The 26,986-nt window shown below is 44.3% G+C and carries 19 protein-coding genes and 1 pseudogene; 8 read left to right on the top strand and 12 right to left on the bottom strand.

Annotated elements, in window-relative coordinates; translation table 11 throughout:
- Positions 1-425 precede the first annotated feature (425 nt).
- The 8 genes and pseudogenes from sucD to sdhC form a co-directional block, all read right to left on the bottom strand.
- Positions 426-1,295: a succinate--CoA ligase subunit alpha gene (gene sucD / locus AAC853_RS12465; RefSeq protein ID WP_193848991.1), complete on the bottom strand. Its 870-nt coding sequence runs from the start codon at positions 1,293-1,295 to the stop codon at positions 426-428.
- Entirely contained in the window at positions 1,295-2,461 is a 1,167-nt protein-coding gene (gene sucC, locus AAC853_RS12460; RefSeq protein WP_074022389.1) for an ADP-forming succinate--CoA ligase subunit beta, read from the bottom strand. The genes sucD and sucC overlap by 1 nt, the downstream gene beginning before the upstream one ends.
- Before the next feature lie 158 nt (positions 2,462-2,619).
- The gene (gene odhB, locus AAC853_RS12455; protein ID WP_338882876.1) at positions 2,620-3,831 is read right to left on the bottom strand and encodes a 2-oxoglutarate dehydrogenase complex dihydrolipoyllysine-residue succinyltransferase; all 1,212 of its coding nucleotides are present in this window, start codon (positions 3,829-3,831) and stop codon (positions 2,620-2,622) included.
- A gap of 14 nt (positions 3,832-3,845) precedes the next feature.
- A complete protein-coding gene (gene sucA / locus AAC853_RS12450; RefSeq protein ID WP_338882877.1) occupies positions 3,846-6,653 on the bottom strand; it encodes a 2-oxoglutarate dehydrogenase E1 component in 2,808 nt (935 codons plus the stop codon).
- 336 nt (positions 6,654-6,989) lie between these two features.
- Entirely contained in the window at positions 6,990-7,706 is a 717-nt protein-coding gene (locus AAC853_RS12445; RefSeq protein WP_338882878.1) for a succinate dehydrogenase iron-sulfur subunit, read from the bottom strand.
- A 37-nt stretch (positions 7,707-7,743) separates the two neighbouring features.
- Positions 7,744-9,509 (bottom strand): annotated as a pseudogene (sdhA, locus tag AAC853_RS12440) (succinate dehydrogenase flavoprotein subunit).
- Positions 9,510-9,857 carry a succinate dehydrogenase membrane anchor subunit gene (gene sdhD / locus AAC853_RS12435; RefSeq protein ID WP_086109108.1) on the bottom strand — a complete coding sequence of 116 codons (348 nt, stop codon included), beginning with the start codon at positions 9,855-9,857 and terminating at the stop codon, positions 9,510-9,512.
- Positions 9,851-10,240 carry a succinate dehydrogenase cytochrome b556 subunit gene (sdhC, locus tag AAC853_RS12430; RefSeq protein ID WP_193848979.1) on the bottom strand — a complete coding sequence of 130 codons (390 nt, stop codon included), beginning with the start codon at positions 10,238-10,240 and terminating at the stop codon, positions 9,851-9,853. Before sdhC ends, sdhD begins: the two co-directional genes overlap by 7 nt.
- Positions 10,241-10,879: 639 nt before the next feature.
- On the opposite strand from sdhC, the gene AAC853_RS12425 reads away from it, so the two are divergent.
- Positions 10,880-12,163 (top strand): citrate synthase, encoded by a 1,284-nt coding sequence (locus AAC853_RS12425; RefSeq protein ID WP_338882880.1) that lies wholly within the window; start codon positions 10,880-10,882, stop codon positions 12,161-12,163.
- Between the two features lie 92 nt (positions 12,164-12,255).
- Here the strand turns inward: AAC853_RS12425 and AAC853_RS12420 are convergent, their stop codons facing one another.
- The gene (locus tag AAC853_RS12420) at positions 12,256-13,041 is read right to left on the bottom strand and encodes an AraC family transcriptional regulator (RefSeq protein ID WP_340614738.1); all 786 of its coding nucleotides are present in this window, start codon (positions 13,039-13,041) and stop codon (positions 12,256-12,258) included.
- A 120-nt stretch (positions 13,042-13,161) separates the two neighbouring features.
- Here AAC853_RS12420 and AAC853_RS12415 point away from each other — a divergent pair, with 120 nt between their 5' ends.
- Positions 13,162-14,310: an MFS transporter gene (locus AAC853_RS12415; RefSeq protein ID WP_340614737.1), complete on the top strand. Its 1,149-nt coding sequence runs from the start codon at positions 13,162-13,164 to the stop codon at positions 14,308-14,310.
- 101 nt (positions 14,311-14,411) lie between these two features.
- On the opposite strand, the gene AAC853_RS12410 is transcribed toward AAC853_RS12415, so the two are convergent.
- Entirely contained in the window at positions 14,412-15,155 is a 744-nt protein-coding gene (locus AAC853_RS12410; protein ID WP_340614736.1) for a type 2 GTP cyclohydrolase I, read from the bottom strand.
- A 178-nt stretch (positions 15,156-15,333) separates the two neighbouring features.
- Positions 15,334-15,543, bottom strand: a complete 210-nt coding sequence (locus AAC853_RS12405) for a YbfA family protein (protein WP_340614735.1) — start codon at positions 15,541-15,543, stop codon at positions 15,334-15,336.
- A gap of 350 nt (positions 15,544-15,893) precedes the next feature.
- Here AAC853_RS12405 and AAC853_RS12400 point away from each other — a divergent pair, with 350 nt between their 5' ends.
- From AAC853_RS12400 to kdpD, 5 genes are read left to right on the top strand one after another with little or no spacing between them, the layout of a single operon-like run.
- Positions 15,894-15,983 (top strand): potassium-transporting ATPase subunit F, encoded by a 90-nt coding sequence (locus AAC853_RS12400; protein ID WP_338882886.1) that lies wholly within the window; start codon positions 15,894-15,896, stop codon positions 15,981-15,983.
- A complete protein-coding gene (gene kdpA / locus AAC853_RS12395) occupies positions 15,984-17,681 on the top strand; it encodes a potassium-transporting ATPase subunit KdpA (RefSeq protein WP_340614734.1) in 1,698 nt (565 codons plus the stop codon).
- 16 nt (positions 17,682-17,697) lie between these two features.
- On the top strand, positions 17,698-19,764 hold the full coding sequence (kdpB, locus tag AAC853_RS12390) for a potassium-transporting ATPase subunit KdpB (protein WP_340614733.1): 2,067 nt from the start codon (positions 17,698-17,700) through the stop codon (positions 19,762-19,764).
- A 55-nt stretch (positions 19,765-19,819) separates the two neighbouring features.
- On the top strand, positions 19,820-20,419 hold the full coding sequence (gene kdpC, locus AAC853_RS12385; protein WP_340614732.1) for a potassium-transporting ATPase subunit KdpC: 600 nt from the start codon (positions 19,820-19,822) through the stop codon (positions 20,417-20,419).
- Positions 20,406-23,123 carry a two-component system sensor histidine kinase KdpD gene (kdpD, locus tag AAC853_RS12380; RefSeq protein ID WP_340614731.1) on the top strand — a complete coding sequence of 906 codons (2,718 nt, stop codon included), beginning with the start codon at positions 20,406-20,408 and terminating at the stop codon, positions 23,121-23,123. Before kdpC ends, kdpD begins: the two co-directional genes overlap by 14 nt.
- A 59-nt stretch (positions 23,124-23,182) precedes the next feature.
- Here the strand turns inward: kdpD and pulA are convergent, their stop codons facing one another.
- A complete protein-coding gene (gene pulA, locus AAC853_RS12375) occupies positions 23,183-25,981 on the bottom strand; it encodes a pullulanase-type alpha-1,6-glucosidase (RefSeq protein WP_340614730.1) in 2,799 nt (932 codons plus the stop codon).
- Positions 25,982-26,522: 541 nt separating this feature from the next.
- On the opposite strand from pulA, the gene AAC853_RS12370 reads away from it, so the two are divergent.
- The gene (locus tag AAC853_RS12370) at positions 26,523-26,951 is read left to right on the top strand and encodes an EamA family transporter (RefSeq protein ID WP_338882893.1); all 429 of its coding nucleotides are present in this window, start codon (positions 26,523-26,525) and stop codon (positions 26,949-26,951) included.
- Positions 26,952-26,986 lie beyond the last annotated feature (35 nt).

The following is a 26,986-nucleotide window of genomic DNA, read 5'->3' as shown; positions in this document are numbered from 1 at the left end:
GTCAACAAAACCATACATTCTCAAGTTAATACCTATATATACTAGATCAATTTAATCAAGTTTAGCGAATACAATATAGAGTAATAAATTGATTTTAGTCAATTTTTTCCTTATTTTGTTAATCTTTACAGTTATTATTTCATTATAGTTTATCTAATGTTAATAAGTTGTTATTTGTAATGGTTCGTAATTTATTTTTTACTGTAAAATTCGTTAGAAAATTAACTTTTCGTTTTCATTCTTTAGAAAAAATATTTTTTCAATTTAATTAATCAAATAAATAGATTTTACTAAAACCTAATTAAATTAAATTGAAAAATAAATCATCTTATAAATGAACTAACCTACTGTTAATATTATGAATAAAAAATAAAAGGCCACCCTAGGGCAGCCTTTTTCTATAAAAATGGTTTATTTTGTGATTGTTATGCTAATAACGCTTTTACAGCATCGCCAATGTCTGCAAGGCTACGGACGGTCTTCACGCCAGCAGCTTCCAGTGCAGCAAATTTCTCATCTGCTGTTCCTTTACCACCTGCGATAATCGCTCCGGCATGACCCATACGCTTACCTTTAGGTGCAGTCACACCCGCAATATAAGCAACAACCGGCTTAGTCACATGCTCTTTGATGTAAGCCGCAGCTTCTTCTTCGGCTGTACCACCAATTTCACCAATCATGACAATCGCTTCTGTCTGTGGATCTTCCTGGAATAGTTGCAGAATATCGATGAAGTTCGAACCCGGGATCGGGTCACCACCGATACCGACACAGGTAGATTGCCCCAACCCAGCATCTGTGGTCTGTTTAACCGCTTCATAAGTCAATGTGCCTGAACGGGAAACAATGCCCACTTTACCTGACTTGTGAATATGACCAGGCATGATGCCGATCTTACATTCGTCAGGAGTAATGACTCCCGGACAGTTAGGACCAATCATACGAACACCAGCTTGATCCAGTTTCTCCTTAACGGTCAACATATCGAGTGTTGGGATGCCTTCTGTAATAGTGATGATCAGTTTAATGCCTGCATCAATCGCTTCCAGAATGGAATCTTTACAAAATGGTGCCGGAACATAGATTACAGAAGCGGTTGCACCCGTTGCTTCAACGGCTTCACGTACGGTGTTGAATACAGGTAATCCTAAATGCTCAGTGCCACCTTTACCCGGTGTTACGCCACCCACCATTTGAGTACCGTAGGCTATCGCCTGTTCCGAGTGAAAAGTCCCTTGGCTGCCAGTAAAACCCTGACAAATCACTTTGGTGTTTTTATCGATTAAAATAGACATTATTTATTCCCCGCTGCGGCTACTGCCTGTTTAGCTGCGTCAGTCAAACTGGTAGCGGCAATGATGTTCAAACCGCTATCCGCCAGCTTTTTAGCACCCAGTTCGGCATTGTTTCCTTCCAGACGAACGACTACCGGTACGTTAACACCCACTTCTTCCACCGCACCAATAATGCCGTCAGCAATCAAGTCACAGCGGACAATACCACCAAAGATATTAACCAAAACAGCTTTAACATTTTCATCTGACAAGATGATCTTAAATGCTTCGGTAACACGCTCTTTTGTGGCACCACCACCGACATCAAGGAAGTTTGCCGGTGCACCACCATGCAATTTGACAATGTCCATCGTTCCCATTGCCAGACCTGCACCATTCACCATACAACCAATATTGCCATCCAGCGCAACATAATTCAGTTCCCACTGTGCAGCCTGAGCTTCACGTGGATCTTCCTGCGAAGGATCGTGCATTTCACGCAATTCAGCCTGACGGAACATCGCATTACCATCAGCACTCAATTTTCCATCCAAACAAACCAGATCACCTTGCGTTGTGATCACTAGAGGGTTGATTTCGACCAATGCCAAATCACGCTCTAAGAACAAGTTAGCCAATCCCAAGAAAATCTTGGTGAATTGACCAACTTGTTTACCCGTCAAACCAAGTTTGAACGCCAATTCACGGCCTTGATACGGCATAGGGCCAGAGAGTGGGTCGATAATGGCTTTATGAATTAACTCAGGCGTTTCTTCTGCCACTTTTTCTATTTCGACGCCACCTTCAGTAGAGGCCATGAACACTACACGACGTGTACCACGATCAACAACAGCCCCAAGATACAGCTCCTTGGCAATATCGGTAGCCCCTTCCACCAAGATCTGATGAACAGGTTGCCCCTGTGCATCTGTCTGGTAAGTTACCAGTCGTTTGCCCAGCCATTGTTCAGCAAAAGTGCGAATATCTTCTTTACTGTTGACGACTTTCACGCCACCCGCCTTACCGCGGCCACCTGCATGAACCTGACATTTAACGACCCAAGGACCTGAACCAATCTTGGATGCTGCTTCTTCTGCTTCGCGCGGTGTGGTACAAGCATAGCCAGCAGGTGCTGGTAAACCATACCGTGCAAAAAGTTGTTTTGCCTGATACTCGTGTAAATTCATGATGTTCTATCCATAATTTAATTTAAGAAAGGTAAATTACCTTCTATTTTGTTGCTCTGGATATGACCAGCCCCAAGGGGCTGGCCTGCATATATTTTTACATCAACGTCGTACTACTTCAGACTTGGCAGAATTAACACTCTCCGCCGACAGTGATGCTATACATCCAGCAACAAACGTGTTGGATCTTCCAGCATTTCTTTGATGGTCACCAGGAAGCCGACTGACTCACGACCGTCAATCAGACGGTGGTCATAGGACAGTGCCAAGTACATCATCGGAAGGATCTCAACCTGACCATTTACCGCCATTGGGCGATCTTTAATGGCATGCATACCAAGGATCGCGCTTTGTGGTGGGTTAATGATCGGGGTGGACATCAGAGAGCCGAAGACACCACCGTTGGTAATAGTGAAATTACCGCCCGTGAGTTCTTCAACAGTCAGTTTACCGTCGCGGCCTTTGATAGCCAGCTCTTTGATGCTTTTCTCAATGTCAGCCATGCTCAATGCATCTGCATCGCGCAATACTGGTGTAACCAGACCACGTGGTGTAGATACAGCAATACTGATATCAAAATAGTTGTGGTAAACCACATCTGTCCCATCAATGGAAGCGTTCACTTCTGGATAACGTTTCAATGCTTCAACAACCGCTTTCACATAGAAAGACATGAAGCCCAGACGCATACCATGGCGTTTCTCAAACGCATCGCCATACTGCTTGCGCAATTCCTGAATTGGCTTCATGTTAACTTCATTGAAAGTTGTCAACATTGCCGTATTGTTCTTCGCTTCAAGCAAACGTTCTGCAACACGCTTACGTAAACGCGTCATTGGGACACGTTTTTCACTGCGGTGTGGCAATAAGGATGGCTGTTCAGCAGATGCAACGGGCTTATCACTCTCTTTTTTATTTGCAGCGATATGCTTTTCTATGTCTTCACGGACAATGCGACCACCAACACCACTGCCTTTAATGGCAGCAGGATCTAAATCATGCTCGGCAATCAGACGACGAACCGCAGGACTTAGTGCATCGTTGCTTTCTTCTTCCAAAGAGGCGGTTTGACGCTGTGCTGGCGTTGTTTCTGTTTTTGCTTTTACTTCAGCAGGGATACCCGTGCTGTCACCCAGACGGATACGACCTAACAGTTGCTTGGACAGTACAGTGGCACCCTCTTCTTCCAAAATAGATTCCAAAACACCGGCTTCACTTGCTGGTACTTCCAAAACCACTTTATCCGTTTCAATTTCAACCAACACTTCATCACGCTCTATGGTGTCACCTGGTTTTTTATGCCATGTTGCCACAGTGGCATCTGCAACAGATTCAGGAAGGTCTGGAACCAGAATTTCTACGCTACTCATTTTCTATCCTTAATTTATTCAACGTTCAGTGCGTCATTAACCAGTGCTTGCTGTTGCTGCTGGTGAACAGACGTATATCCCACAGCTGGGGAAGCAGATGCCGGACGACCTGCATAACGTAAAGAAGCCCCAAATGGGATTGCTTCACGGAAATTATGTTGACTGCAATACCAAGCCCCTTGGTTCAGTGGCTCTTCCTGACACCAGACAAAGTCATGAACATGAGCATATTGCTCAAGCTGAGCTTGCAGATGATGACGTGGGAATGGGTACAGCTGTTCAATACGCACAATAGCAACGTCAGTCTGTTCATTCTTACGACGCTGTTCCAGCAGATCGTAATAAACTTTGCCGGAACAAAGCACAACGCGCTTGACACCTTTTGGATCTAAAGCGTCAATTTCACCAATCACTGGCTCAAATTTGCCATGCGCTAATTCATCCAGAGTAGATACTGCCAATGGATGACGCAGTAATGATTTCGGTGACATCACGATGAGCGGACGGCGCATACCACGCAGAGCCTGACGACGCAACATGTGATAAACCTGAGCTGGAGTAGATGGTACGCAAACTTGCATGTTTTGCTCAGCACACAGTTGCAGATAACGCTCCAGACGTGCCGATGAGTGTTCTGGTCCCTGTCCTTCATAGCCATGTGGCAGCAACATAACCAAGCCACACATCCGGCCCCATTTCTGTTCACCAGAACTGATAAATTGGTCGATCACAACCTGAGCCACGTTGGCAAAGTCACCAAATTGGGCTTCCCAAATCGTCAAAACACGGGGTTCAGTTGTTGCATAACCGTATTCAAATGCCAGTACCGCTTCTTCTGAAAGGACAGAATCCCATACATTAAATACACCTTGACCATTATGGATATTCGCCAAGGGTACATAAACAGAAGCATTGTTTTGATTGTGAATAACAGCATGACGGTGGAAGAAAGTACCACGTCCCGCATCTTCACCAGAAATACGGACAGGTATACCTTCATCAACCAGGGTCGCGTACGCCAGTGTTTCCGCAGCACCCCAGTCAAACAATTTATTGCCATTAGCCATTTCTGCACGGTCGTTATAGATTTTCGCAACACGTGAATGCATTGCTACTTCGGCAGGAACGGTACTGATGCTTTTGCCAAGATCTTGCAGACGTTTCATATCCATCTGATGTGGATACTCTTCATCCCATTCGTGGTTTAAGTAGGGTTCCCATGTGAACGAGTGCAGCCCCATTGGGCGCCATTCATCGACAACACATTCACCATGATCCAATGCATCACGGTACAGGTTCACCATCTCAGTAACATCATTGGCTTCCAGCAAACCTTCCGCTACCAATTTATCTGCATAGATTTTACGTGCAGTTGGTTGTTTTTTGATTTGCTGGTACATCAGTGGCTGAGTTGCACTTGGCTCATCCGCTTCGTTATGACCGTGGCGACGGTAACAAACCAAGTCGATCATGACGTCACGTTTGAAGGTATTACGGAAGTCAAGTGCCAGACGAGTAACGAATGCCACCGCTTCCGGATCATCGGCATTAACGTGGAAAATTGGTGCCTGAACCATTTTCACAATATCAGTACAATATTGTGTTGAACGAGCATCTTTCGGGTTAGACGTGGTGAAGCCAATCTGGTTGTTCACTACGATACGAACAGTACCGCCAACTTCATAACCACGAGCCTGAGACATGTTCAACGTTTCCTGAACAATCCCCTGCCCTGTGACTGCGGCATCACCGTGGATGGTGACCGGCAGAACCATGTTACTGCGACCTTCATCAAGACGATCACGGCGGGCACGTACAGAACCGATAACAACAGGGCTGACAATCTCAAGGTGAGATGGGTTAAAGGCTAGTGCCAAATGCACCAAACCACCTTCAGTTTCAAAATCAGAAGAAAAACCTTGATGGTATTTTACGTCACCTGTGCCCAGATGCTCTTTATGTTTACCTGCAAATTCGTCAAACAGATCAACCGGTTTTTTACCCAAGAGATTGACCAAAACGTTGAGGCGACCACGATGAGCCATCCCCAATACCACCTCACGGGTATTTTGTTTACCCGCGTGACGGATCAACTCTTTTAACATAGGGATAAGCGCATCACCACCTTCCAGGGAGAAACGTTTCGCCCCTGGGAATTTAGCACCTAAATAGCGTTCCAAACCTTCCGCTGACGTTAATTCTTTCAGGAAACGACGCTTTTCTTCCGCACTAAACTGTGAACTGACTGCCACTGACTCCAGACGTTGCTGGATCCAACGTTTTTCTTCCGTATTGGTGATATGCATATATTCCGCACCAATTGAACCGCAATAAATGCGTTTCAGCGCGTCATACAGATCAGCCAATTTCATTGTCTCTTTACCAATGGCAAAAGAGCCTACATTAAAGGTTTCTTCAAAATCCGCTTTTGTTAAATTATGGAAAGCAGGCTCAAGATCAGGTACAAGTTCCTGTTTCCATAATCCCAATGGATCAAGATTTGCATGTTGGTGCCCGCGGAAGCGGAATGCATTGATGAGCTGCAAAACTTTGACTTGTTTTGCATCCATTGCTGGATCGCTGACTGAAGTGTGATAACGTGTGGCATCTTTTGCCAGACGACGGAAATAATCGCGTGTCTGTGAGTGAAGTTGTTCGCCGCTAAGTCCTGCATCTGGTAATTGTTGGAAAATTTCTCTCCAACTTGCATCAACAGAATTAGGATCGGTTATATAGTCTTCATAGATTTGCTCTATGTAAGACTGGTTTGCACCAGCCAGAAAGCTTGAGTCCAGCCAGTCCTTCATTGCGCCGTTCTGCATTGTGATCCCTTAAGCTTTAAAAGCTTTAGTTTTCGCCGTGGTTAACAAATACCGCTTAATTAGCGGTGTTGATAAAAGGTTCATTTGGACGTGCTTAATGCATGTTCTTCTATGGGTTTTCCTACCCTTCAAGGAACCTTTAAAAACTAACTATCAGTTTTTAAAGATCCCTTTATTTGGAAACATACTTCGTCTTTTTAGCAGCAGGCAATTTATCATTTTTCATTCTTTATGCCCTCCACTGATTTGATATTTATTTCAAAATTGTGGAGGGCAACATTATATGCACTATTTACACACTATTTATGTGTTATTTATGCACAAATTTTTATTTCATTATGCGCTATGTTTCAGCAACATAGATTTAATATGACCAATCGCTTTTGTCGGGTTCAACCCTTTAGGACACACGTTGACGCAATTCATAATTCCATGGCAACGGAAAACACTGAATGCATCATTCAGATTATCCAATCGTGAACTTGTTTCAGTATCACGGCTGTCAATCAGAAAACGGTATGCCGCTAAAAGGCCAGCTGGGCCGATAAATTTATCCGGATTCCACCAAAATGATGGACAAGATGTTGAGCAACAGGCACATAAGATACATTCATACAAACCATCCAGCTTTTCACGCTGGGCTGGTGATTGTAGGTGCTCACGCGCAGGGGGATTTTTACCATCATTAATCAGATAAGGGCGGATTTTCTCATATTGCGCGTAGAACTGCCCCATATCAACAACCAAATCACGAACTACAGGCAAACCAGGCAATGGACGAATAACAATTTTCTTATTGCCACGACGCAGCGCTGAAATGGGTGTAATACATGCCAAGCCGTTTTTACCGTTCATATTCACGCCATCAGAGCCACAAACCCCCTCACGACAAGAACGACGGAATGACAAGGTTGGATCCTGCTCTTTTAGCTGGATGAGCGCATCCAGCAACATCATGTCGCGCCCTTCCTCTGCTTCCAGCGTGTAATCCTGCATATGAGGTACATCATCAACATCTGGATTATAACGATAAATTGAGAATTCAAGTTTCATAGTCTATTTCTCCGCAACTGGAACATCAGCAATGCAATTAGTAAGAACGCACTTTCGGCGGGAAAGCTTCACGCAGCGTTGGCTGCATATTTACTTCACGACGAGTCATGCTCTCAGTTTGCGGTAAGTAGAGGCTATGGCACAGCCAGTTAGCATCATCACGCTCTGGATAGTCAAAGCGGCTATGGGCACCACGACTTTCTGTACGGAAATTCGCAGCAACCGCAGTTGAATAAGCCGTTTCCATCAGGTTATCCAATTCCAAACATTCAATGCGTTGGGTATTGAATTCTGATGAAGTATCATCCAGACGAGCATTTTTCAGACGTTCACGGATCACTTTCAGCTCTTCAAGTCCTCTTGCCATCGCATCACCTTCACGGAATACCGAGAAATTATGCTGCATACAAGCTTGCAATGCCTTGCGGATTTCCACTGGATCTTCACCTGAACGGGTATTATTCCAACGATCCAAACGTTGAAGAGCCACATCAACATCAGATTCGCTGGCATCACGGCTAGTGCCTTGTTCCATCAGACATTCTTTCAAATGCAAGCCTGCGGAGCGACCAAATACCACCAGGTCAAGCAGTGAGTTACCCCCCAGACGGTTTGCACCGTGAACAGATACGCAAGCAATTTCACCCACAGCAAACAAACCAGGGATCACTACATCTTCGCCTTTTTCATTGACTGTCAGCGCTTGACCAGTGATCTTAGTTGGGATCCCCCCATCATATAGTGACAAGTTGGGATAACAGGGATCGGCTCTTTCACCGGATCGACGTGGGCGAAAGTACGGGATAATTCAAGAATACCTGGCAGGCGAGATTCCAATACGTCTTTACCCAGATGATCCAGTTTCAGTTTAACGTGCGGACCCCACGGACCTTCACAGCCGCGACCTTCACGGATTTCGATCATCATAGAACGTGCGACTACATCACGGCCAGCAAGGTCTTTAGCATTTGGCGCATAGCGCTCCATAAAGCGCTCACCATCTTTATTCAGCAGGTAACCACCTTCACCACGACAACCTTCCGTAACCAGAACACCCGCGCCAGCAATACCCGTTGGGTGGAATTGCCACATTTCCATATCCTGAACAGGAACACCTGCACGTAATGCCATCCCCACACCATCACCGGTATTGATATGCGCATTAGTTGTGGATTGGAAGATACGACCAGCACCACCGGTTGCCAAAATAGTCGCCTTAGCTTTGAAATAGACCACTTCACCGGTTTCGATACAAATCGCGGTACAACCGACAATGGCACCATCCTGATTCTTAACCAGATCCAACGAGTACCATTCGGAGAAAATAGTCGTGTGGTTTTTTAAATTCTGCTGATACAGAGTATGTAATAGAGCGTGGCCAGTTCGGTCGGCAGCAGCGGCAGTACGAGCAGCCTGCTCGCCACCAAAATTCCTGGATTGCCCGCCAAATGGGCGTTGGTAAATACGGCCATCATCCAGACGGGAGAATGGCAACCCCATGTGTTCCAGTTCCAAAATGGCTTCTGGGCCAGTCTTACACATGTACTCGATGGCATCCTGGTCACCAATATAATCGGAACCTTTCACCGTATCATACATGTGCCATTCCCAGTTATCGTCATGGGAATTGCCCAACGCAACAGTGATCCCACCCTGTGCTGATACAGTGTGGGAACGAGTTGGGAACACTTTGGAAATCAAAGCACAGGATAACCCCATTTGTGAAATTTGTAGTGCAGCACGCATACCTGCGCCACCAGCACCAATAACAACAGCGTCAAACTCTCTTACTGGCAGTTTCATTTATGCACCCCACACCACAATTGTTCCGTAAATCAAATAAGTTAACAGCGCCACAATAATCACCAGTTGCAAAACCAGACGCAGTGCGAGCGGTTTGACATAATCTGTCAGTACCTGCCACATTCCAATCCACGCATGAACCAGAATGGAAAGCAGCGTCAACACAGTGAATACTTTAGTGAGGGATGAAGAAAAGAAACCCCGCCAGACTTCATAGGTAATATCCGACGTTGTTGCGACAAAACCGACGAGATAGAAGACGTACAAAACAATAATAATTGCGGATGCGCGCAGTAGCAGCCAATCCTGAATACCCGTACGACCCAAAGCGGATGCGTTGCTTACCATAATAATACCCCAGCCAGAATAGACAGAATAACCGCGATTGCTATTGCTACTTTGGCAGATGCACTACCGGTAGCGAGATTTTCCTCCAGAAAGCCAAAATCCATCAACACATGGCGAATCCCCCCACAGATGTGGTAAGCCAGCGCCGTCAATATCCCCCACAGGATAAATTTGGCGAAGAAGCCAGTCATGATTTCAGATGCCTGTAGGAAGCCCTCTTGCGAAGATAATGACATCCCCAATAACCACAGTAGAATGCCAACTGCGATAAAGGTAATAATGCCTGAGATACGGTGCAAGATCGATGCTATCGCGGAGACGGGTTGGTTAATCGTCCGCAGATCAAGGTTGACAGGTCTTTGTTTTTTCACAATTTTGCCCACAAAGCTTTTTTTATTTTCCATCCTCCGGTTCCGAGCGGGAATCAGACAGCGCGAAGAGGATACAAAGACACAACATAATTAACTTTAACAATCCTTACAGTTCATCAAAAGTTGTGATTTGGTTACGCTGGGCGCTCCTACATCAGGATAATCCGGAGACCTTATGGAAGTATAAGTACTTCACATTGTTATTACAATTGCCACACAATACGATTATTAACATTTAGCTTGAACAGTGAGAAAGATCACGCTTCAAACATTTCTCATAAAACCAACAATCTTGTTTGACAAAGATTAAACATTTATCTTACATATATATCGCTATATATTATTTTCCATCATTTTATGATGAAAAATTAATCTTAACGAAAAATAAAAGTTATGTAAAAGTATCATATAAGCACAAAATGATAACATTTAATGTAAATAATACTTTAAATGTAAATAGTACTTTCAACATAACTTCCAAAAACTTTTTAACAACCTGAAAACCATTGTCATCCGTAATGAGATTTCAGCGTTAAATGTGATACCAGCCTGATTTTAAATTCTCTCCGGTAGCACAATGCCTTCGGCACAGTATAAATTGCGCCTATCTGGTTGTTAGGGTTTATAAAAATAAGCGCTAAGGAGATATAAATGGCTGATAAAAAGGCTACGTTGGACATAAATGGTTCAGCTGCTATCGAACTAGACGTGCTAACGCCGACCCTAGGTTCTGAAGTGATTGACGTTCGTACCCTCGGCTCAAAAGGCTTCTATACTTATGATCCAGGTTTTACTTCCACCGCCTCCTGTGAGTCGAAAATCACCTATATTGATGGCAACGAAGGCATTTTGCTACACCGTGGTTTTCCCATCGATCAGCTTGCAACGGAATCGAACTATCTGGAAGTCTGTTACATTCTGCTATATGGCGAACCCCCCACTCCCGAAGAATACGAAAAATTTAAAACTACGGTGACTCGTCATACTATGATCCACGAACAGATCACCCGTCTGTTCCATGGTTTCCGTCGCGATTCCCATCCAATGGCTGTACTTTGTGGTGTGACAGGCGCACTAGCGGCCTTTTATCATGATGCGTTGGATGTCCATAATCCTCGCCATCGTGAAATCACTGCTTATCGCCTGTTGTCCAAAATGCCAACTGTTGCGGCAATGTGTTACAAATATTCAATTGGGCAGCCTTTCGTATACCCACGTAACGATCTGTCTTATGCTGCTAACTTCCTGCACATGATGTTCTCGACACCGTGTGAGGAATATAAGGTTAATCCAGTATTAGAACGCGCGATGGATCGCATTTTCATTCTGCATGCAGATCATGAACAAAATGCTTCAACTTCAACGGTGCGTACTGCGGGTTCTTCTGGTGCCAACCCATTTGCCTGTATTGCTGCGGGCATTGCATCCCTATGGGGACCAGCACATGGCGGAGCAAATGAAGCCTGCTTACGGATGTTGGAAGAGATCCAAACTGTCGAACACATTCCTGAATTCATCGCTCGCGCCAAAGACAAAAATGACTCTTTCCGCTTGATGGGCTTTGGTCACCGTGTTTACAAAAACTATGATCCTCGCGCAACAGTGATGCGTGAAACCTGTCATGAAGTACTCAATGAGCTTGGCCTAAATGACAGTCTACTGGAAGTAGCAATGGAATTAGAACGTATTGCCTTGCATGACCCATACTTCATTGAGAAAAAACTGTATCCAAACGTCGACTTCTATTCAGGCATTATCCTGAAAGCGATGGGTATTCCATCGACCATGTTCACCGTGATTTTCGCCATTGCCCGTACTATTGGCTGGATTGCACACTGGAATGAAATGCATGATGAAGGCTTGAAGATCGCACGTCCGCGCCAACTTTATACTGGTCACGCAAAACGCGATTTCAAAAGCCAGCTGAAAAAGTAATCTAATCAATCTACATCGGGCACATTTTGAGTAATGTATTTCTGCGCCTCTTATGTCAGTTTTTATTCTGATATCAGGGGCGTAGTTTTGTTTTATCTCTTTGAACCCGCCATATACTCTCTTGGCGGTCTCCCCATAACTTTGCGAAAAAATGTCACAAACGCACTATCATTGGCAAAACCGAGTTCCTGTGCAACATAGGATAATGTTTTATTCTGCGCCAATAACTCTATTGCCTTTACCAATCGCCATTGCTGCCGCCACTGTTGATAATTCATTCCTGTTTCACGCTGAAATATCCGGGTAATGGTTTTCTCACTGGCACCGATATAAGTCGCCAGTATGTGTAATGGTGACGGCAATTGATCAAATGACAAATGCGCTAAACGCCGATCAGACGGCAACGGCAATAAAGTTGGTTCCCTACGTGCCTCGCGAATTTCATCAAAAAATAGTACTAACAAATTTACCCCTTTTCCCTGATACCAATCAGAGTCAAAAGAAGATATCGCGATACGCTCTAAAAGAGCCTGCAATAGTTGTGTGGCTTCCAATATTGCACTTTGCGTCGAAAGTGACTCCATTTCAAAAAATTTCAAATAATTAGAATTTAAATAAATAGAACGGTAACCTATAGAACCACGCATTTCTGCCCGATGCCGTGTTCTGGGAGGGATCCAAGCCACTCTACTTGGAGGCAGAACAGAAATCTGGTTTGCCAATGTAATCTTGATACAGCCCCGTTGGGTAAACAGTAATTGCCCCATATCATGTTGGTGAAAGCCAGAATCGTGTTGCCCCATCTCTGCTGCGATCCCTATTACAGGCATATCCAAGCTATCAGGATCAAAATAGTCACTTTGTTGCAGCCATGCCATGTTTATTCCTTCTGATTTCATGTCCGATTAAATAAACAAATAGTCTTTATTATCATAAAAAGACAACAACCATAATGCTAACCTTTCAAGCCATCACTTATCAGCAAAAGAAAAAAAATCATGCAAAATAGACCATCAATCCGGCTCGCTATTGCTTTGATGATGTTCCCACAGATCGTAGAAACCATCTATAGTCCCGCATTAATCAATATTGCCGTTGGATTTTCCGTCAATCCAGAACAAGCCGCCCAAACACTATCACTCTACTTTTTTGCTTTTGCCCTTGGTGTTGTCGTATGGGGACGTATGTGTGATGTCATTGGCAGGCGCCCAACTATTATTACTGGTCTATCACTCTATGGCCTCGCTTCCCTGTTGGCATTATTGACACAACAATTTTGGTTATTGCTCATTGCCCGAATGCTGTCTGCGTTCGGAGCCGCAGTTGGCTCTATTGGCACACAAACCATTATGCGTGATACTTATCGTGGGGAAGAGTTAACACGTGTCTTTTCTGTCATGGGCATTGCCTTAGCCATCAGCCCTGCTATTGGCATGCTCAGTGGTTCAACATTGAACTATTTTGCTGGCTATAAAGCCGTCTTTGCTGGGTTAGCTATTCTGGCAGTTATCCTGATCTGTTGGTCTATTGCCCAATTACCAGAAACCCGACCAACGGATATAACAAAGGTGGCTTTATTCAGCACAGTAATTATGATGATTAAGGATATTTCAATTTGGCGAAATGCGTTTTTGATCGCACTTTTCAATATTTGTTTGTTTAGCTATTACCAATTAGCGCCATTTCGTTTCCAACAATTCGGATTATCACAGAAAGTATTTGGTTATACTGGTTTGTTATTAACTTTCGGCGTTGGATTAGGTTCACTATTAAACAAATATCTATTAAAGCAACAATCAGGCTCAATCCAAATAGTTACCCTTGCTTCATTAATCAGTTTATTCAGTGGGATCGGTGTATATTTGCTCGAAAATAGCTGGCTCTTTATTTTTCCAATATTGGGAATAGTCATCGCTTATGGGTTGGCGATCCCAAATATTTTAGCTTCTGCATTAACTAACTATTCAGATAGGCGAGGTACAGCCGGGGCTTTACTTGGGTTGTTTTACTATTTGCTACTGGGGCTTGGTTTGGCATTGGCAGGCTGGGGTCAGGCATTAGGCTGCGTATTAATATGTTGTGGGATCGCAATGATTGTTTTATCTCTCTTTCAAAATAAAAAGCCCCACGTCCCGAAATGGAAATAAAACCCAGGGCTATAGGCCAATCTAACTTCAAGATGCGTGTGATTTCATAGAGTGTTGTAAGTTGCAACTTGAAGTTTAATGCGTATATCAGTGACTAAAAATCAAGCTGGGTTAGGAACATCGATAAAAGTCACATCCAATCCATAATTATTCGCCAGCCATTCACCGAGTACTTTGATACCATAGCGCTCTGTCGCATGGTGCCCTGCCGCAAAAAAATGCAGTCCCATTTCACGGGCAATATGGATCGTTTTTTCTGATACCTCTCCTGTCACAAAGGCATCAACACCAAACTCCGCCGCCTGTTCGATAAAACCTTGACCACCACCTGTACACCACGCCAGTGTGCGGATTTCTTCAGGTGCATTATCACCACAATGCAGTATCTTTCTCTCCAAGTTTTTTTCGAGACGTTCAGTCAATTCTGCCGGTGTAATAGGTTGATCAAAAGCACCATGAGGAAGGAGAGTATCAATCTCACCGATAACTTTCACCCCCATCTGACGGGCCAATTGGATATTGTTACCTAAAACAGGATGAGCATCTAACGGAAGGTGATAACCATACAAGTTGATATCATTACAAAGCAATGTTTGCAAACGGCGACGCTTCATGCCACGGATAACCGGAGACTCATTCTTCCAAAAATATCCATGATGAACGATGACAGCATCCGCCTCAAGGCGAACAGCTTCATCCAACAGTGCCTGGCAGGCTGTCACGCCTGTAATTACCCGTTGAACGTGAGGACGGCCTTCCACCTGTAATCCATTGGGAGCGTAATCTTGAAATTCACGGATCTTCAATTCCGTATTGAGCACATGCTCCAATTCAACATTGTTCATCACATTCCCCTTGTCATTTAGCATTTTCTTCACCATAAAATACATACCAGTCATGGATTAAGTCAAAACAGATTAGTTATAAATCCAATATAAAACAAAACACCTTGCCAGAATAAACCAACAAGGTGCCAAGATGCTATATTCAAAATGCCCGGTTAGGCTCAATCATAATGCTATTTTAGCGATTCCAAATCTCTAAAGTCATTTCTGAACATTCCAGCCATACTGGCTTATCACTGGTTTTTCGCCATACTTTATACAGATAGCTATAAAAACGGGCACGATCACGACGAAATAGCATAACAGGCAGCGCAATGACACCCAGTGATATAGCGCCAATACGCCGCAAGAGAATTTGATGCCAAGAGTATGCACGATATATAGACATTGATACCCCCCTCATGGGCTTAACCTGTAATATGCATAAAATTTTATCCGATAAAATGAAAACTTACTACTCATCCGACCACTTTTAAAATGATATAAATCACATTTTTCTCTGATTTCGTAATTTAATTACAAAATTACACTTAAACAGAAACAAAACAAACAAATTGAAAACAAAAAATTAACTCGACATAGTTTGCTACACTTGATTTATGATGCTTTGTCGATGAATTCCACAGAGCATTTATACTTTTTTACGCTTTCAGGAACCCTTTTCATAACCTCTTTGTATGGTATTTCTATGCTGTAACTGACTATTTCTTGAAGAAATAAGCAAGGAGATACACCACCATGAATATCTTCCTGATCCTTGGCATTTTTCTGGTGACGCTATTACTGAGCTATCTAATTTATGCGTTATTGAATGCGGAGGATTTCTAAATGGTAATATCTGCTTTTTTACTGATTGCCAGTTTCCTGCTCATACTATTTCTATTAAGTAAACCGCTTGGTATCCTGATTGCCCGGCTCGTCGAAGGAGAGTTACCTCACTGGCTGACCAAAACAGAAACCATCTTATGGCGTTGTTGTAGCCTGCAAAAACCGGGCAGCCATGTCAAAGAAATGAACTGGTGGCAGTATGCTCTCACCATCCTCATATTCAATATCGCCGGATTATTATTACTGTTTACACTGCTGATCAGCCAAGGTCATTTGCCCCTGAACCCACAACATTTTGCGGGCATGAGATGGGATCTGGCATTTAATACCGCGATCAGTTTTATCACTAATACCAATTGGCAATCTTATAGCGGAGAAAATACCCTCAGTTACCTGAGCCAAATGGCCGGATTGACTGTTCAGAATTTTCTGTCTGCGGCAACGGGAATTGCTGTGGCTTTTGCCTTAATGCGGGCACTTTCCCGTCAAGGCACTAAAACAGTAGGGAATGCGTGGATAGACATTACACGTATCACTGTATATCTCTTACTTCCGCTTGCGATCATTATGGCCTTATTCTTTGTCAGTCAAGGTGTTATCCAAAACTTTTCGCCCTATGTCCCTATCCACTCTCTTGAGGGACAACAACAATGGCTTCCTATGGGGCCAGTCGCTTCCCAAGAAGCGATAAAACTTTTAGGAACTAATGGCGGAGGCTTTTTTGGAGCAAACTCAGCCCATCCATTTGAAAACCCAACTTCACTTAGTAACTTTATTCAAGTTTTGGCTATTTTCTTAATCCCTTGTGCATTATGTTTCGCATTCGGTCTGGTTGTTGGCGACAACCGTCAGGGGTATGCCCTACTGTGGACAATGAGCATTATTTTTATTATTGCCACCAGCGTTGTGATGTATGCCGAAACCACAGGTAATGCTCAGCTCATGCCCCCCAATGTCAGTAACCATTTTAATATGGAAGGCAAAGAAACTCGTTTTGGCATCCTGGCCTCTTCGCTCTATAGCGTTGTGACGACAGCCGCTTCCTGCGGTGCCGTAAATGCGATGCATGATTCCTTTACCGCACTGGGTGGCATGATACCGCTTTGGTTGATGCAAATCGGGGAAGTCATATTCGGTGGGGCGGGTTCTGGTCTTTATGGCATATTGCTGTTCGTTCTGCTTGCCGTATTTATTGCGGGCTTAATGATTGGGCGCGCACCAGAATACTTAGGCAAAAAAATCGATGTCTACGATATGAAAATGGTCGCACTGGCAATTTTAATCACGCCTTCGCTTGTTTTATTAGGCACGGCGTTGGCAATTTCAATCGATGCAGGCCGCAGCGCTATTGCAAATCCCGGAGCTCATGGTTTCACTGAAGTACTTTATGCTTTCTCATCCGCAGCCAACAACAACGGCAGTGCCTTTGCCGGACTCAATACCAATAATATCTTCTACAACCTATTGTTGGGCGTCATCATGTTTCTTGGGCGCTTTGGTATCATTCTGCCTGTTCTGGCAATCGCCGGTTTTATGGTTAACAAAAAACGCCAGCCAATTAGCAGTGGCACCTTACCGACTCACGGCTCGCTCTTCATTGGACTATTAATCCTGGTCATTTTACTGATTGGTGCCCTTACGTTTATTCCTTCTCTGGCTCTTGGCCCTATCGCAGAACATCTACAACTTTGGCCGTAAGAGTGTGAGGTAGCGCATGAAAAATAAACAACAAGCATTATTTGAACCGACTTTAATTCGCCGTGCACTTATCGATTCGTTAAAAAAATGCCATCCAGCTCAACAATGGCGCAATCCGGTCATGTTCGTCGTTTATGTGGGAAGTTGCCTGACCACCCTCTTATGGATTGGCATATTAGTGGGACAACTAACGGGCAGCGCACTTTTTACTGGTGCCATTGCTCTCTGGTTATGGTTTACCGTACTGTTTGCCAACTTTGCAGAAGCACTGGCTGAAGGACGTAGTAAGGCTCAAGCCTCCAGTCTGAAAGGGGTAAAAAGAACTAATTGGGCAACCAAACTAGCCTCATCCAGCCGTGAGGCCGCAAAAGAAAAAGTCACTTCTGACACCTTGCGCAAAGGCGATATTGTATTGGTGGAAGCCGGAGAAATTATTCCTTGTGATGGAGAAGTCCTTGAAGGAGGAGCTTCCGTTGATGAAAGTGCTATTACCGGAGAATCAGCGCCAGTTATCCGAGAATCCGGCGGCGATTTTTCCTCTGTCACCGGTGGGACGCGAGTTTTATCAGATTGGTTAATCGTCGAATGCACCGTCAATCCGGGAGAAACCTTTTTAGACAGAATGATCTCAATGGTTGAAAGCGCCAAGCGACGTAAAACCCCCAATGAAATCGCCCTCACCATTCTGCTCACTGCACTGACCATTATTTTTCTGCTGGTCTGTGTCAGTCTGCTGCCTTTTTCCTTGTTTAGCGTTCAGGCTAACCAATCTGGTGCGCCTATTACACTTACGGTATTGATTGCTTTACTGGTTTGCCTGATCCCCACCACCATTGGTGGATTACTGTCAGCTATTGGCGTTGCGGGTATGAGCCGAATGTTGGGAGCCAACGTTATTGCTACCAGCGGTCGAGCCGTTGAAGCCGCTGGGGATGTCGATGTTTTGCTACTCGATAAAACGGGCACTATCACACTAGGAAATCGTCAGGCGTCCCAATTTTTACCCGCACCAGGCGTAACGGAACGGCAATTGGCTGATGCAGCTCAACTCTCTTCTCTCGCGGATGAAACACCGGAAGGACGCAGTATCGTGATCCTGGCAAAACAACGTTTCAATATGCGTGAACGCGATCTACGGGAATTAAATGCCACATTTGTCCCCTTCTCCGCAATGACGCGCATGAGTGGAGTCAATATTGGTAACCGCATGATCCGCAAAGGCGCTGTCGATGCGATTCGTCGCCATATTGAAGCTAATCACAGCCATTTCCCGGATGTGATTGACCAACTCGTACAGCAAGTTGCACATAAGGGGGAAACACCCTTAGTTGTTGCTGAGAACCAGCAGGTTTTAGGTGTTGTTGCCTTAAAAGATATTGTGAAAGGCGGAATTAAAGAACGCTTCAGTGAAATGCGCAAAATGGGGATCAAGACTGTCATGATCACGGGTGACAATCATCTCACGGCCGCAGCCATTGCCGCCGAAGCAGGCGTTGATGACTTTTTGGCAGAAGCCACTCCCGAAGCGAAACTTGCCCTTATCCGTCAATATCAATCAGAAGGACGCTTGGTTGCCATGACAGGTGATGGTACAAACGATGCACCAGCGCTGGCACAAGCAGATGTGGCTGTTGCCATGAATTCAGGCACACAAGCGGCGAAAGAGGCTGGCAATATGGTTGATCTGGATTCTAATCCCACCAAGTTGATCGAAGTTGTCCATATTGGCAAACAGATGCTAATGACCCGCGGAGCCTTAACCACATTCAGTATTGCCAATGATATTGCTAAATATTTTGCCATCATTCCCGCGGCTTTTTCCGTAACGTACCCACAACTTAATGTGTTAAACATCATGCACCTGCATTCTCCAGAATCGGCGGTACTGTCTGCGGTTATCTTCAATGCGATAATCATCATCTTTTTACTACCATTGGCCCTAAAGGGCGTCAGTTATCGCCCAATGAATGCATTGTCACTCTTGCGCCGGAATCTATGGCTATATGGACTTGGTGGCCTGCTTGTACCTTTTGTGGGTATCAAAATTATTGACATATTGCTCACTGTCTTAATGTTTAACTAACGATCTTTTCACTACAGCATACTTAAAAATCGGTGCTTCAAATAAGGTGATAAAAATGATCTGGTTACGTTCTTCCATTATTCTGTTGGTATTACTTAGCTTCATCACGGGAATAGCCTATCCATTGCTGGTGACGGGAATAGCAGAATTTTTATTTCCCTATCAAGCTAAAGGATCGCTAATAGAGCAGAATGGCAAACTGGTTGGCTCTGAATTAATTGGTCAGAATTTTACCAAATCTATCTATTTTCATGGGCGGCCTTCCATGACAGCTGAAAAACCGTACAACACGCTGTCATCTGGAGGCAGTAACCTCGCAGTAACCAACCCTGAACTAAGCAGCAAAATACACCAAAATATTATCCAGGTACGTTTATTTAACCATCCCGCAACCTATCCAATTCCTGTTGATTTAATCATGGCATCGGGTAGCGGGTTAGATCCCCATATCTCCCCTGAAGCAGCAGAATTCCAGGCACAACGAGTGGCGATAGCCCGTCATATTCCACTTGCGATCATCCATAAACTCATTGAGCAACACATTCAATATCCCCTGCTGGAATATATGGGACAACCCATAGTCAATGTACTGGAACTGAATCTTGCGTTAGATAACCTGGATCAAAAAGGCAGATCAGACTATGGAACACAATGAACCACAGCGTCCTGATCCTGATGAACTGCTGACGCTGGCAAACGAAAAGCCACGCGGCAAACTAAAAATATTTTTCGGTGCTTGTGCGGGTGTTGGCAAAACGTATGCCATGCTGCAAGAGGCTCAACGGCTGCTGGCGCAGGGGCTAGATGTCATTGTCGGTGTTGTTGAAACCCATGATCGATCAGAAACCGCAGCCTTATTGAAAGGGTTACCCCGATTACCCGCAAAATATTTCCGCCATAATGAACGCCGGATAGCGGCATTTGATATTGATGCCGCCCTTGCCCGCCATCCAGCCATTATTCTGATGGATGAACTGGCATTCAGTAACCCTAAAGGTTGCCGCCATCCGAAGCGCTGGCAAGATGTCGAAGAATTACTGGAAGCTGGTATTGATGTACTGACAACTATCAATGTGCAACATTTAGAAAGTTTGAATGATGTTGTCGGCGGCATTACCGGTATTCGCGTGCGGGAAACCGTTCCTGACCATATTTTTGATCAAGCCGATGATGTTGTTCTGGTCGATCTTCCACCTGATGATTTGCGTCAACGGCTCAATGACGGCAAGGTTTATATTTCAGGTCAGGCCGAACGTGCCATTGAACATTTTTTTCGCAAAGGGAACCTGATTGCCCTGCGTGAATTGGCGTTACGCCGCACGGCAGATCGCGTAGACGACCAAATGCGCGCTTTCCGTGATACGCGAGGAAAAGAGCCCGTATGGCATACGCAAGAGAATTTACTACTGTGCATTGGCTACAACGCCGGCAATGAAAAACTGGTTCGAAAAGCTGCTCGCCTGGCAGCAAAACTCAACTGTACCTGGCATGCTGTTTACGTTGAAACCCCCAAACTACATCGATTGCCAGAAGGCAAACGACGTACCATTTTGCAAGCCTTAAAGCTGGCACAAGATCTGGGCGCTGAAACCGCAACACTCTCTGATTCCGATGAAGAAAAAGCCGTCCTGCGCTACGCCAGAGAACATAATCTGGGTAAAATCCTTATTGGCCGCTATTACAATTCACAGGTAAATTTCTTCGGCTTTAAATGGTATCGTGACTTTTCAGAGCGCCTGGGAAAGCTCGGTCCTGATTTAGATTTGATTATTGTTGCGTTGGAAGAGAAAAAAAACGGCGACAAAGGACCAAAAGATAACCGAACCTTCAATGATAAATGGCGAGTCCCGATTCAGGGTTTTTTGATGGCTATCGTACTCTGTGCCCTCATTACCCTCTTTTCCCGCACTTTCTTACTGACCCTTGACAAAGCCAACCTGGTAGCGCTTTATCTGCTCGGTGTTGTCATTATCGCGCTATTTTATGGTCGTTGGCCATCTGTCTTTGCTGCTTTTGTCAATGTCATTAGTTTTGATCTTTTCTTTGTCCAACCACGTTGGTCATTGGAAGTCAAAAACATCCAATACCTGCTCACACTGGCCGTCATGCTGATTGTCGGGGCTGTTGTTGGCAACCTTACCGCAGGTATACGCTATCAAGCCAGAGTAGCCCGTTATCGCGAACAAAGAACACGACACCTATATGAAATAACCCGTACACTGAGCAAGGCCCTGAATGAAGAGGACGTAGCGCGTATCAGCTATTACTTTCTATCCAACAGCTTTCAGGCAAAAACAGGCTTACTGCTGCCAGATAACAACCAGCATTTATATCAAGTGAAATCCCATAATGGTGGTCAGATGCAAATCGATGAAGCGATCGCCAAATGGTGTTTTGAGAAAAAACAACCTGCCGGAGCGGGCACTGATACATTACCGGGTGTCCCTTATCAATTATTGCCTATCGCTACGCCCTCGCAGGTTTTTGCCGTTCTTGCCATTGAATCCCCTAACCAGCGCCAGTTACTAGTACCGGAACAACAGCGGCTATTACAAATCTTCACGGGACTTATTGCCAATGCGCTGGAACGCTTGCACCTGACCCGTAGCGCAGAATCTGCCAGGTTAGAAACTGAGCGGGAACAACTGCGTAATTCATTGCTGGCAGCCCTATCTCACGACTTACTTACTCCGTTGACTGTACTATTCGGGCAGGCTGAAATACTGATGTTGGATTTATCGACAGAAAATTCGCCCCATACCCAACAAGTTAATCAAATTCGCCAGCAAATTCTCAGCCTTTCTCGACTGGTCAATAACCTGCTTGATATGGCACGACTGCAATCAGGTGGCATTCAACTTAACCTTGAATGGTGTCCACTGGAAGAAATTGTCAGCAGTGCCTTGCGTTCTTTGGAACATGCCCTCAATCGCAATACTGTAGCACTTTCTTTACCCAACAATGTATTGCTGCATTGTGATGCCACCTTACTGGAACGTGTTTTTATCAACCTGCTGGAAAATACCATTAAATACACCAGTGAACAGACTCCTTTAGGCATACAAGCTACTATCGAGAAAAAAACTGCTCAAAAACAGGTGCATATCGAAATCTGGGATGCAGGCACAGGAATTCCACCAGAACAAAAAAAACTGATTTTTGATAAATTCTCACGCACCAGTAAAGAATCAGCGATACCTGGTATCGGGCTAGGTCTAGCGATCTGCCAATCCATTATTGAAATCCACGGTGGAAAGATATGGGCAGCTAATAATCAAAAAGGGGGAACCAGTTTTCATTTTCTTCTGCCGTTGCAAGATCCACCAGATTTACATGGGGCATCTGCGGCAAAAACCTGAAACCGTTTCGCCCCCTAAGCATCTCGGTATTAAAAGTAATTAAATATTTCTTAACTTCGTTATTTCCTGCGAACAGGCAAACCTGTACCACGAATTCCTTCTTGTGGCAAAACTAACACAGCTGCTGACCATGCAGGCATGGTTACTTCACCATTTTCCGTGATTCGTATTCCCGCAGCCAAAGACGCTTCGCCTAATTCACGTTGAATATCATTTAATCTCAGCCCCACGACATTCAGATCTTTAACAGTCACCGACCAGGGTGCAGCATTAATGACGACGACCAAACCATCAAACCGCAAATCACGATCACCCGATGTCAGATTGCCATCATCAATCGTCATGACCAGTAAACCAGGTTGCTGGTGAGGACCAACATTAATAAAATCAACACGCTCCCTAACAGCCGCACCTTCGCCAAGTGCCATCAGCGGTGAAAATTGACGTAATCTCAGTAGTTCCTGATAAAACGCCATCATCTGCAATAATTCCTTTTGGCCTGGTTTTTCCACCTGATTTTTGACCCGATTAATCAGTGGATAATTTTTGCCGTCATTACCGCGTTCAGGTAACCCTACGTCATAATTATTGTCTTTATAGTCATAACTAACACGATTAAACCAATCACCCGCATTATAAGAATCGCGGGTAAATGATTTTGAACGCAATAACTCTGACCCTTGTTGATCAAAAGCCAGACCTTGCCCAAGGAATACTGTTGCCAGGGAGATCGCCTGCATACGAACCCTAGTCCTCAAATCTGCTTCTTGGGCAGCTTTATAGCTAATAATATCCCACAATGTTTGATTATCGTGTTTAGAGACATAATTCACTACTTCAATCGGCTCCAATGCATAACCCGCAGCTGTGCCCTTATAATCAATTTCCCCGCCGTTTTTCACCTTTCCATCTTTATCAATCATGATGAAAGACGCCAAATTGCCCGCCATACCAAGACGAACCAGATCCCATAAATGACGAGCTTTATCTGCATCTAAGCTAGAAATTTCGTTCGGCAATATTTCGACACCATTTCCTATCCCCTGATTACTGCGAATACTGTCGGCAACATCAAAAGGGCCTCCTCCCCGCACCGCATCTCGCAATCGGTCAGAAAAAGTTCCAATGCCACTTCCCTTAAGATTAATTTGTGATGCGGTTTCAAACCGATCATCTTGCCCTGAATTCCAACCCTCGCCGAAAAAGTAGATCGACGGGTTAATCGCCCGGACTTTTTCCAGTGCTGATATAATTTGCGCTTTGGGGTGATAACCCATTAAATCGAATCGAAACGCATCTATCTTATAATCTTTAACCCAGGTTACCAGCGAGTCTGCAATCAATTTAGCAAACATACGATGTTCAGGCGCAGTGTCAGAACAACAGGTATTATTTTCTACATTGCCTGTTATTTCATCTAAACGGTGGTAATACCAAGGCACGATCTTATCCAATACCGACGTTCGGGACACAGGACCCGCCGCATCGGTATGGTTGTAGACAACATCCATGATCACATTCATACCCAATTGCTGTTTGATAGCCTGTATCATGGAGCGAAACTCTTTTATACGACCGGAACCTTCCGGATCAGTGGCATAAGAGCCTTCCGGTACTGAATAGTGAAACGGATCGTAACCCCAGTTATAGGAATCCGTCTTTGCCACCATCGTATTTAATTCTTGTACCTGCGGATTATTGATATTGTCATCGCGCCGCAATTGCTGCAAAACCTCCCGTACAGTCAATGTGCTATCGCAATAACCCGCAAAACGGCTATTTTTCACCATTGGATTGACCTGACACAGACGTTTAAAAGAGTGATCAAGATCCGCCACCTGATGGCTAAATTCATTAACGGAGGCGATATCAAACACAGGCAATAACTCCATATGCGTCATTCCCGCCTGACTCAACGCTTTAAGATGTTTGAACATATCGCTGTTCTTGGCGGTTAGTGCCAGATATTTACCACGCCAATCTGCGGATATTGTGCTGTCTGCCACGGAAAGATCACGGATATGCGCTTCATAGATGGTCATGCGGGCAATATCCGTTGGTGTATTTTGCGGATGCGGCATTAACAGGTTATCCCAATTTTGTGGTTTCAGTGACACATCATCCAAATTGACAACCTGGCTATATTCAGAATTCGTAGACAAGCTATAAGAATAGGGATCGGTCACTTCATAACGTTCCACATTACGGGAATCTGGGTGGTAGACCTTTAAGGCATAACGGTAATAAGCACCAATCAATTTCTCGTTACCTTGCCAGAACCAGGAACCACTTGTGGCATCACGCTGCATTGTATGATTGGCAATAATCTGCTTATCTTGATTATAAATAATTAGGCCAACCTCTTGGGCAGTCGGTGCCCACAAGCGGAAAAGGACGCCTTTATCATCTATCCGTGCCCCATATTCCAGCTTATCAGCGGCATCGGCAAAACGATCATCCAACACACCCGCCGTTTGTACTTGAGTTGCTGATATTAACAAACCTTGCTCATCAGCAGCCAAAGCCACCAAATCACCCGTCAGAAGAAGATCAATATCCGTTTCTTCTGGTAGACGGAACGCCGCCCATTTTGCCAGATGGGGAAACTTCCTTGCCGTCTCCTGGCTTAAGTTTGTCGGGGTTAACGTCAGATAGTTATCGGTAAAATAACCTTGCTCATTAGCTTCTACCTTATTGTTGTGATTGTAATATAGACGAACAATAGGCTGACCTGCCCCACCTGACCATAATAATGTTTGTCGATCAACCCAATGTGCGGAGGCCTGAGAAATTTCTGGCTCAGAATAACAACGATAGATTTGTTCACTGCCGGATATTTGCTTCAAACTATGTGCCATCAGTTCCTCCTGGGTTTTAAACGAATGATTTTTATTTGGGATACAACGCTGTTGTGCGCAACTTGAAAGTAATAAAACAAATAGGCTGCTGAATACAATAAAATAAACTTTTCTCCAAAAGTCAGATTTCATAGCAAAACCTTTTTAATAGAAAGATCACATCAACGCTATTTTTAATAAAAATGAAAATAATGATTAAACATTGTATTAGATAAACTCACCTCATCCTTTATTAATAAATACCAGGAGTAGGATAAAGGATGAGTTACCCTCTGTGATATTAATTAATTATGCTTTCACATAATTAAAAGTTGTAGCAATTTGAAAAATATATACCAATCTAACTTCAAGATGCGTTTGATTTCTCCTCGCTTAGCAGGGGAGAAATCAGGTTTCATATCGTGTTGTAAATTGCAACTTGAAGTTTAATGCGTATAGCGCATAATATTTTTGGCATTATGCATATTCAGAACAACCAAATTAGCCTATGATGCATTCCTCTGATACAGCACGTTAATATCAAACACAAGGTTAATTGAATATGAGTACATGGCTGATTTATGCCTTACTCTCCGCGCTAACGGCAGCACTGGTCGCTATCTTTGGAAAGATTGGGTTGCAAAATTTGGATGCTAATACAGCAACCGCTATTCGGGCTGTTATTATGGCACTGTTTTTGACAGGCGTTGTCATTGTGCAGGGAAAATTGAATCTTATCGGCGAAATTCTCGCCAATCGCAAGGCACTTCTGTTTATCCTATTAAGTGGTATTGCCGGTGCACTCTCCTGGCTATTCTATTTTCTGGCGATCAAACATGGTAACGTTTCCCAGGTTGCTCCTGTCGATAAATTGAGCGTGGTATTTGCAGTCATTCTGGCGGTAATTCTATTTGGCGAGAAAATTTCTCTGGTGACTTGTGGTGGTATCGTGCTGATTACCCTGGGCGCTTTGATGGTCGCTTTGGGATAAACACAAAGAAGCCGCAGCAATCGCTACGGCTTGTA

The sequence above is a fragment of the Xenorhabdus thailandensis genome, from assembly GCF_037996785.1.
GTDB lineage: Bacteria > Pseudomonadota > Gammaproteobacteria > Enterobacterales > Enterobacteriaceae > Xenorhabdus > Xenorhabdus griffiniae.
Note: the sequence above shows the minus strand (reverse complement) of the source record. Positions and strands in the feature narration are given on the sequence as shown.

Coding starts and splice junctions, on each gene's coding strand:
- sucD (WP_193848991.1), bottom strand. CDS start 1,295: ATGTCTATTTTAATCGATAAAAACACCAAAGTGATTTGTCAGGGTTTT.
- sucC (WP_074022389.1), bottom strand. CDS start 2,461: ATGAATTTACACGAGTATCAGGCAAAACAACTTTTTGCACGGTATGGT.
- odhB (WP_338882876.1), bottom strand. CDS start 3,831: ATGAGTAGCGTAGAAATTCTGGTTCCAGACCTTCCTGAATCTGTTGCA.
- sucA (WP_338882877.1), bottom strand. CDS start 6,653: ATGCAGAACGGCGCAATGAAGGACTGGCTGGACTCAAGCTTTCTGGCT.
- AAC853_RS12445 (WP_338882878.1), bottom strand. CDS start 7,706: ATGAAACTTGAATTCTCAATTTATCGTTATAATCCAGATGTTGATGAT.
- sdhD (WP_086109108.1), bottom strand. CDS start 9,857: ATGGTAAGCAACGCATCCGCTTTGGGTCGTACGGGTATTCAGGATTGG.
- AAC853_RS12425 (WP_338882880.1), top strand. CDS start 10,880: ATGGCTGATAAAAAGGCTACGTTGGACATAAATGGTTCAGCTGCTATC.
- AAC853_RS12420 (WP_340614738.1), bottom strand. CDS start 13,041: ATGGCATGGCTGCAACAAAGTGACTATTTTGATCCTGATAGCTTGGAT.
- AAC853_RS12415 (WP_340614737.1), top strand. CDS start 13,162: ATGCAAAATAGACCATCAATCCGGCTCGCTATTGCTTTGATGATGTTC.
- AAC853_RS12410 (WP_340614736.1), bottom strand. CDS start 15,155: ATGAACAATGTTGAATTGGAGCATGTGCTCAATACGGAATTGAAGATC.
- AAC853_RS12405 (WP_340614735.1), bottom strand. CDS start 15,543: ATGTCTATATATCGTGCATACTCTTGGCATCAAATTCTCTTGCGGCGT.
- AAC853_RS12400 (WP_338882886.1), top strand. CDS start 15,894: ATGAATATCTTCCTGATCCTTGGCATTTTTCTGGTGACGCTATTACTG.
- kdpA (WP_340614734.1), top strand. CDS start 15,984: ATGGTAATATCTGCTTTTTTACTGATTGCCAGTTTCCTGCTCATACTA.
- kdpB (WP_340614733.1), top strand. CDS start 17,698: ATGAAAAATAAACAACAAGCATTATTTGAACCGACTTTAATTCGCCGT.
- kdpC (WP_340614732.1), top strand. CDS start 19,820: ATGATCTGGTTACGTTCTTCCATTATTCTGTTGGTATTACTTAGCTTC.
- kdpD (WP_340614731.1), top strand. CDS start 20,406: ATGGAACACAATGAACCACAGCGTCCTGATCCTGATGAACTGCTGACG.
- pulA (WP_340614730.1), bottom strand. CDS start 25,981: ATGGCACATAGTTTGAAGCAAATATCCGGCAGTGAACAAATCTATCGT.
- AAC853_RS12370 (WP_338882893.1), top strand. CDS start 26,523: ATGAGTACATGGCTGATTTATGCCTTACTCTCCGCGCTAACGGCAGCA.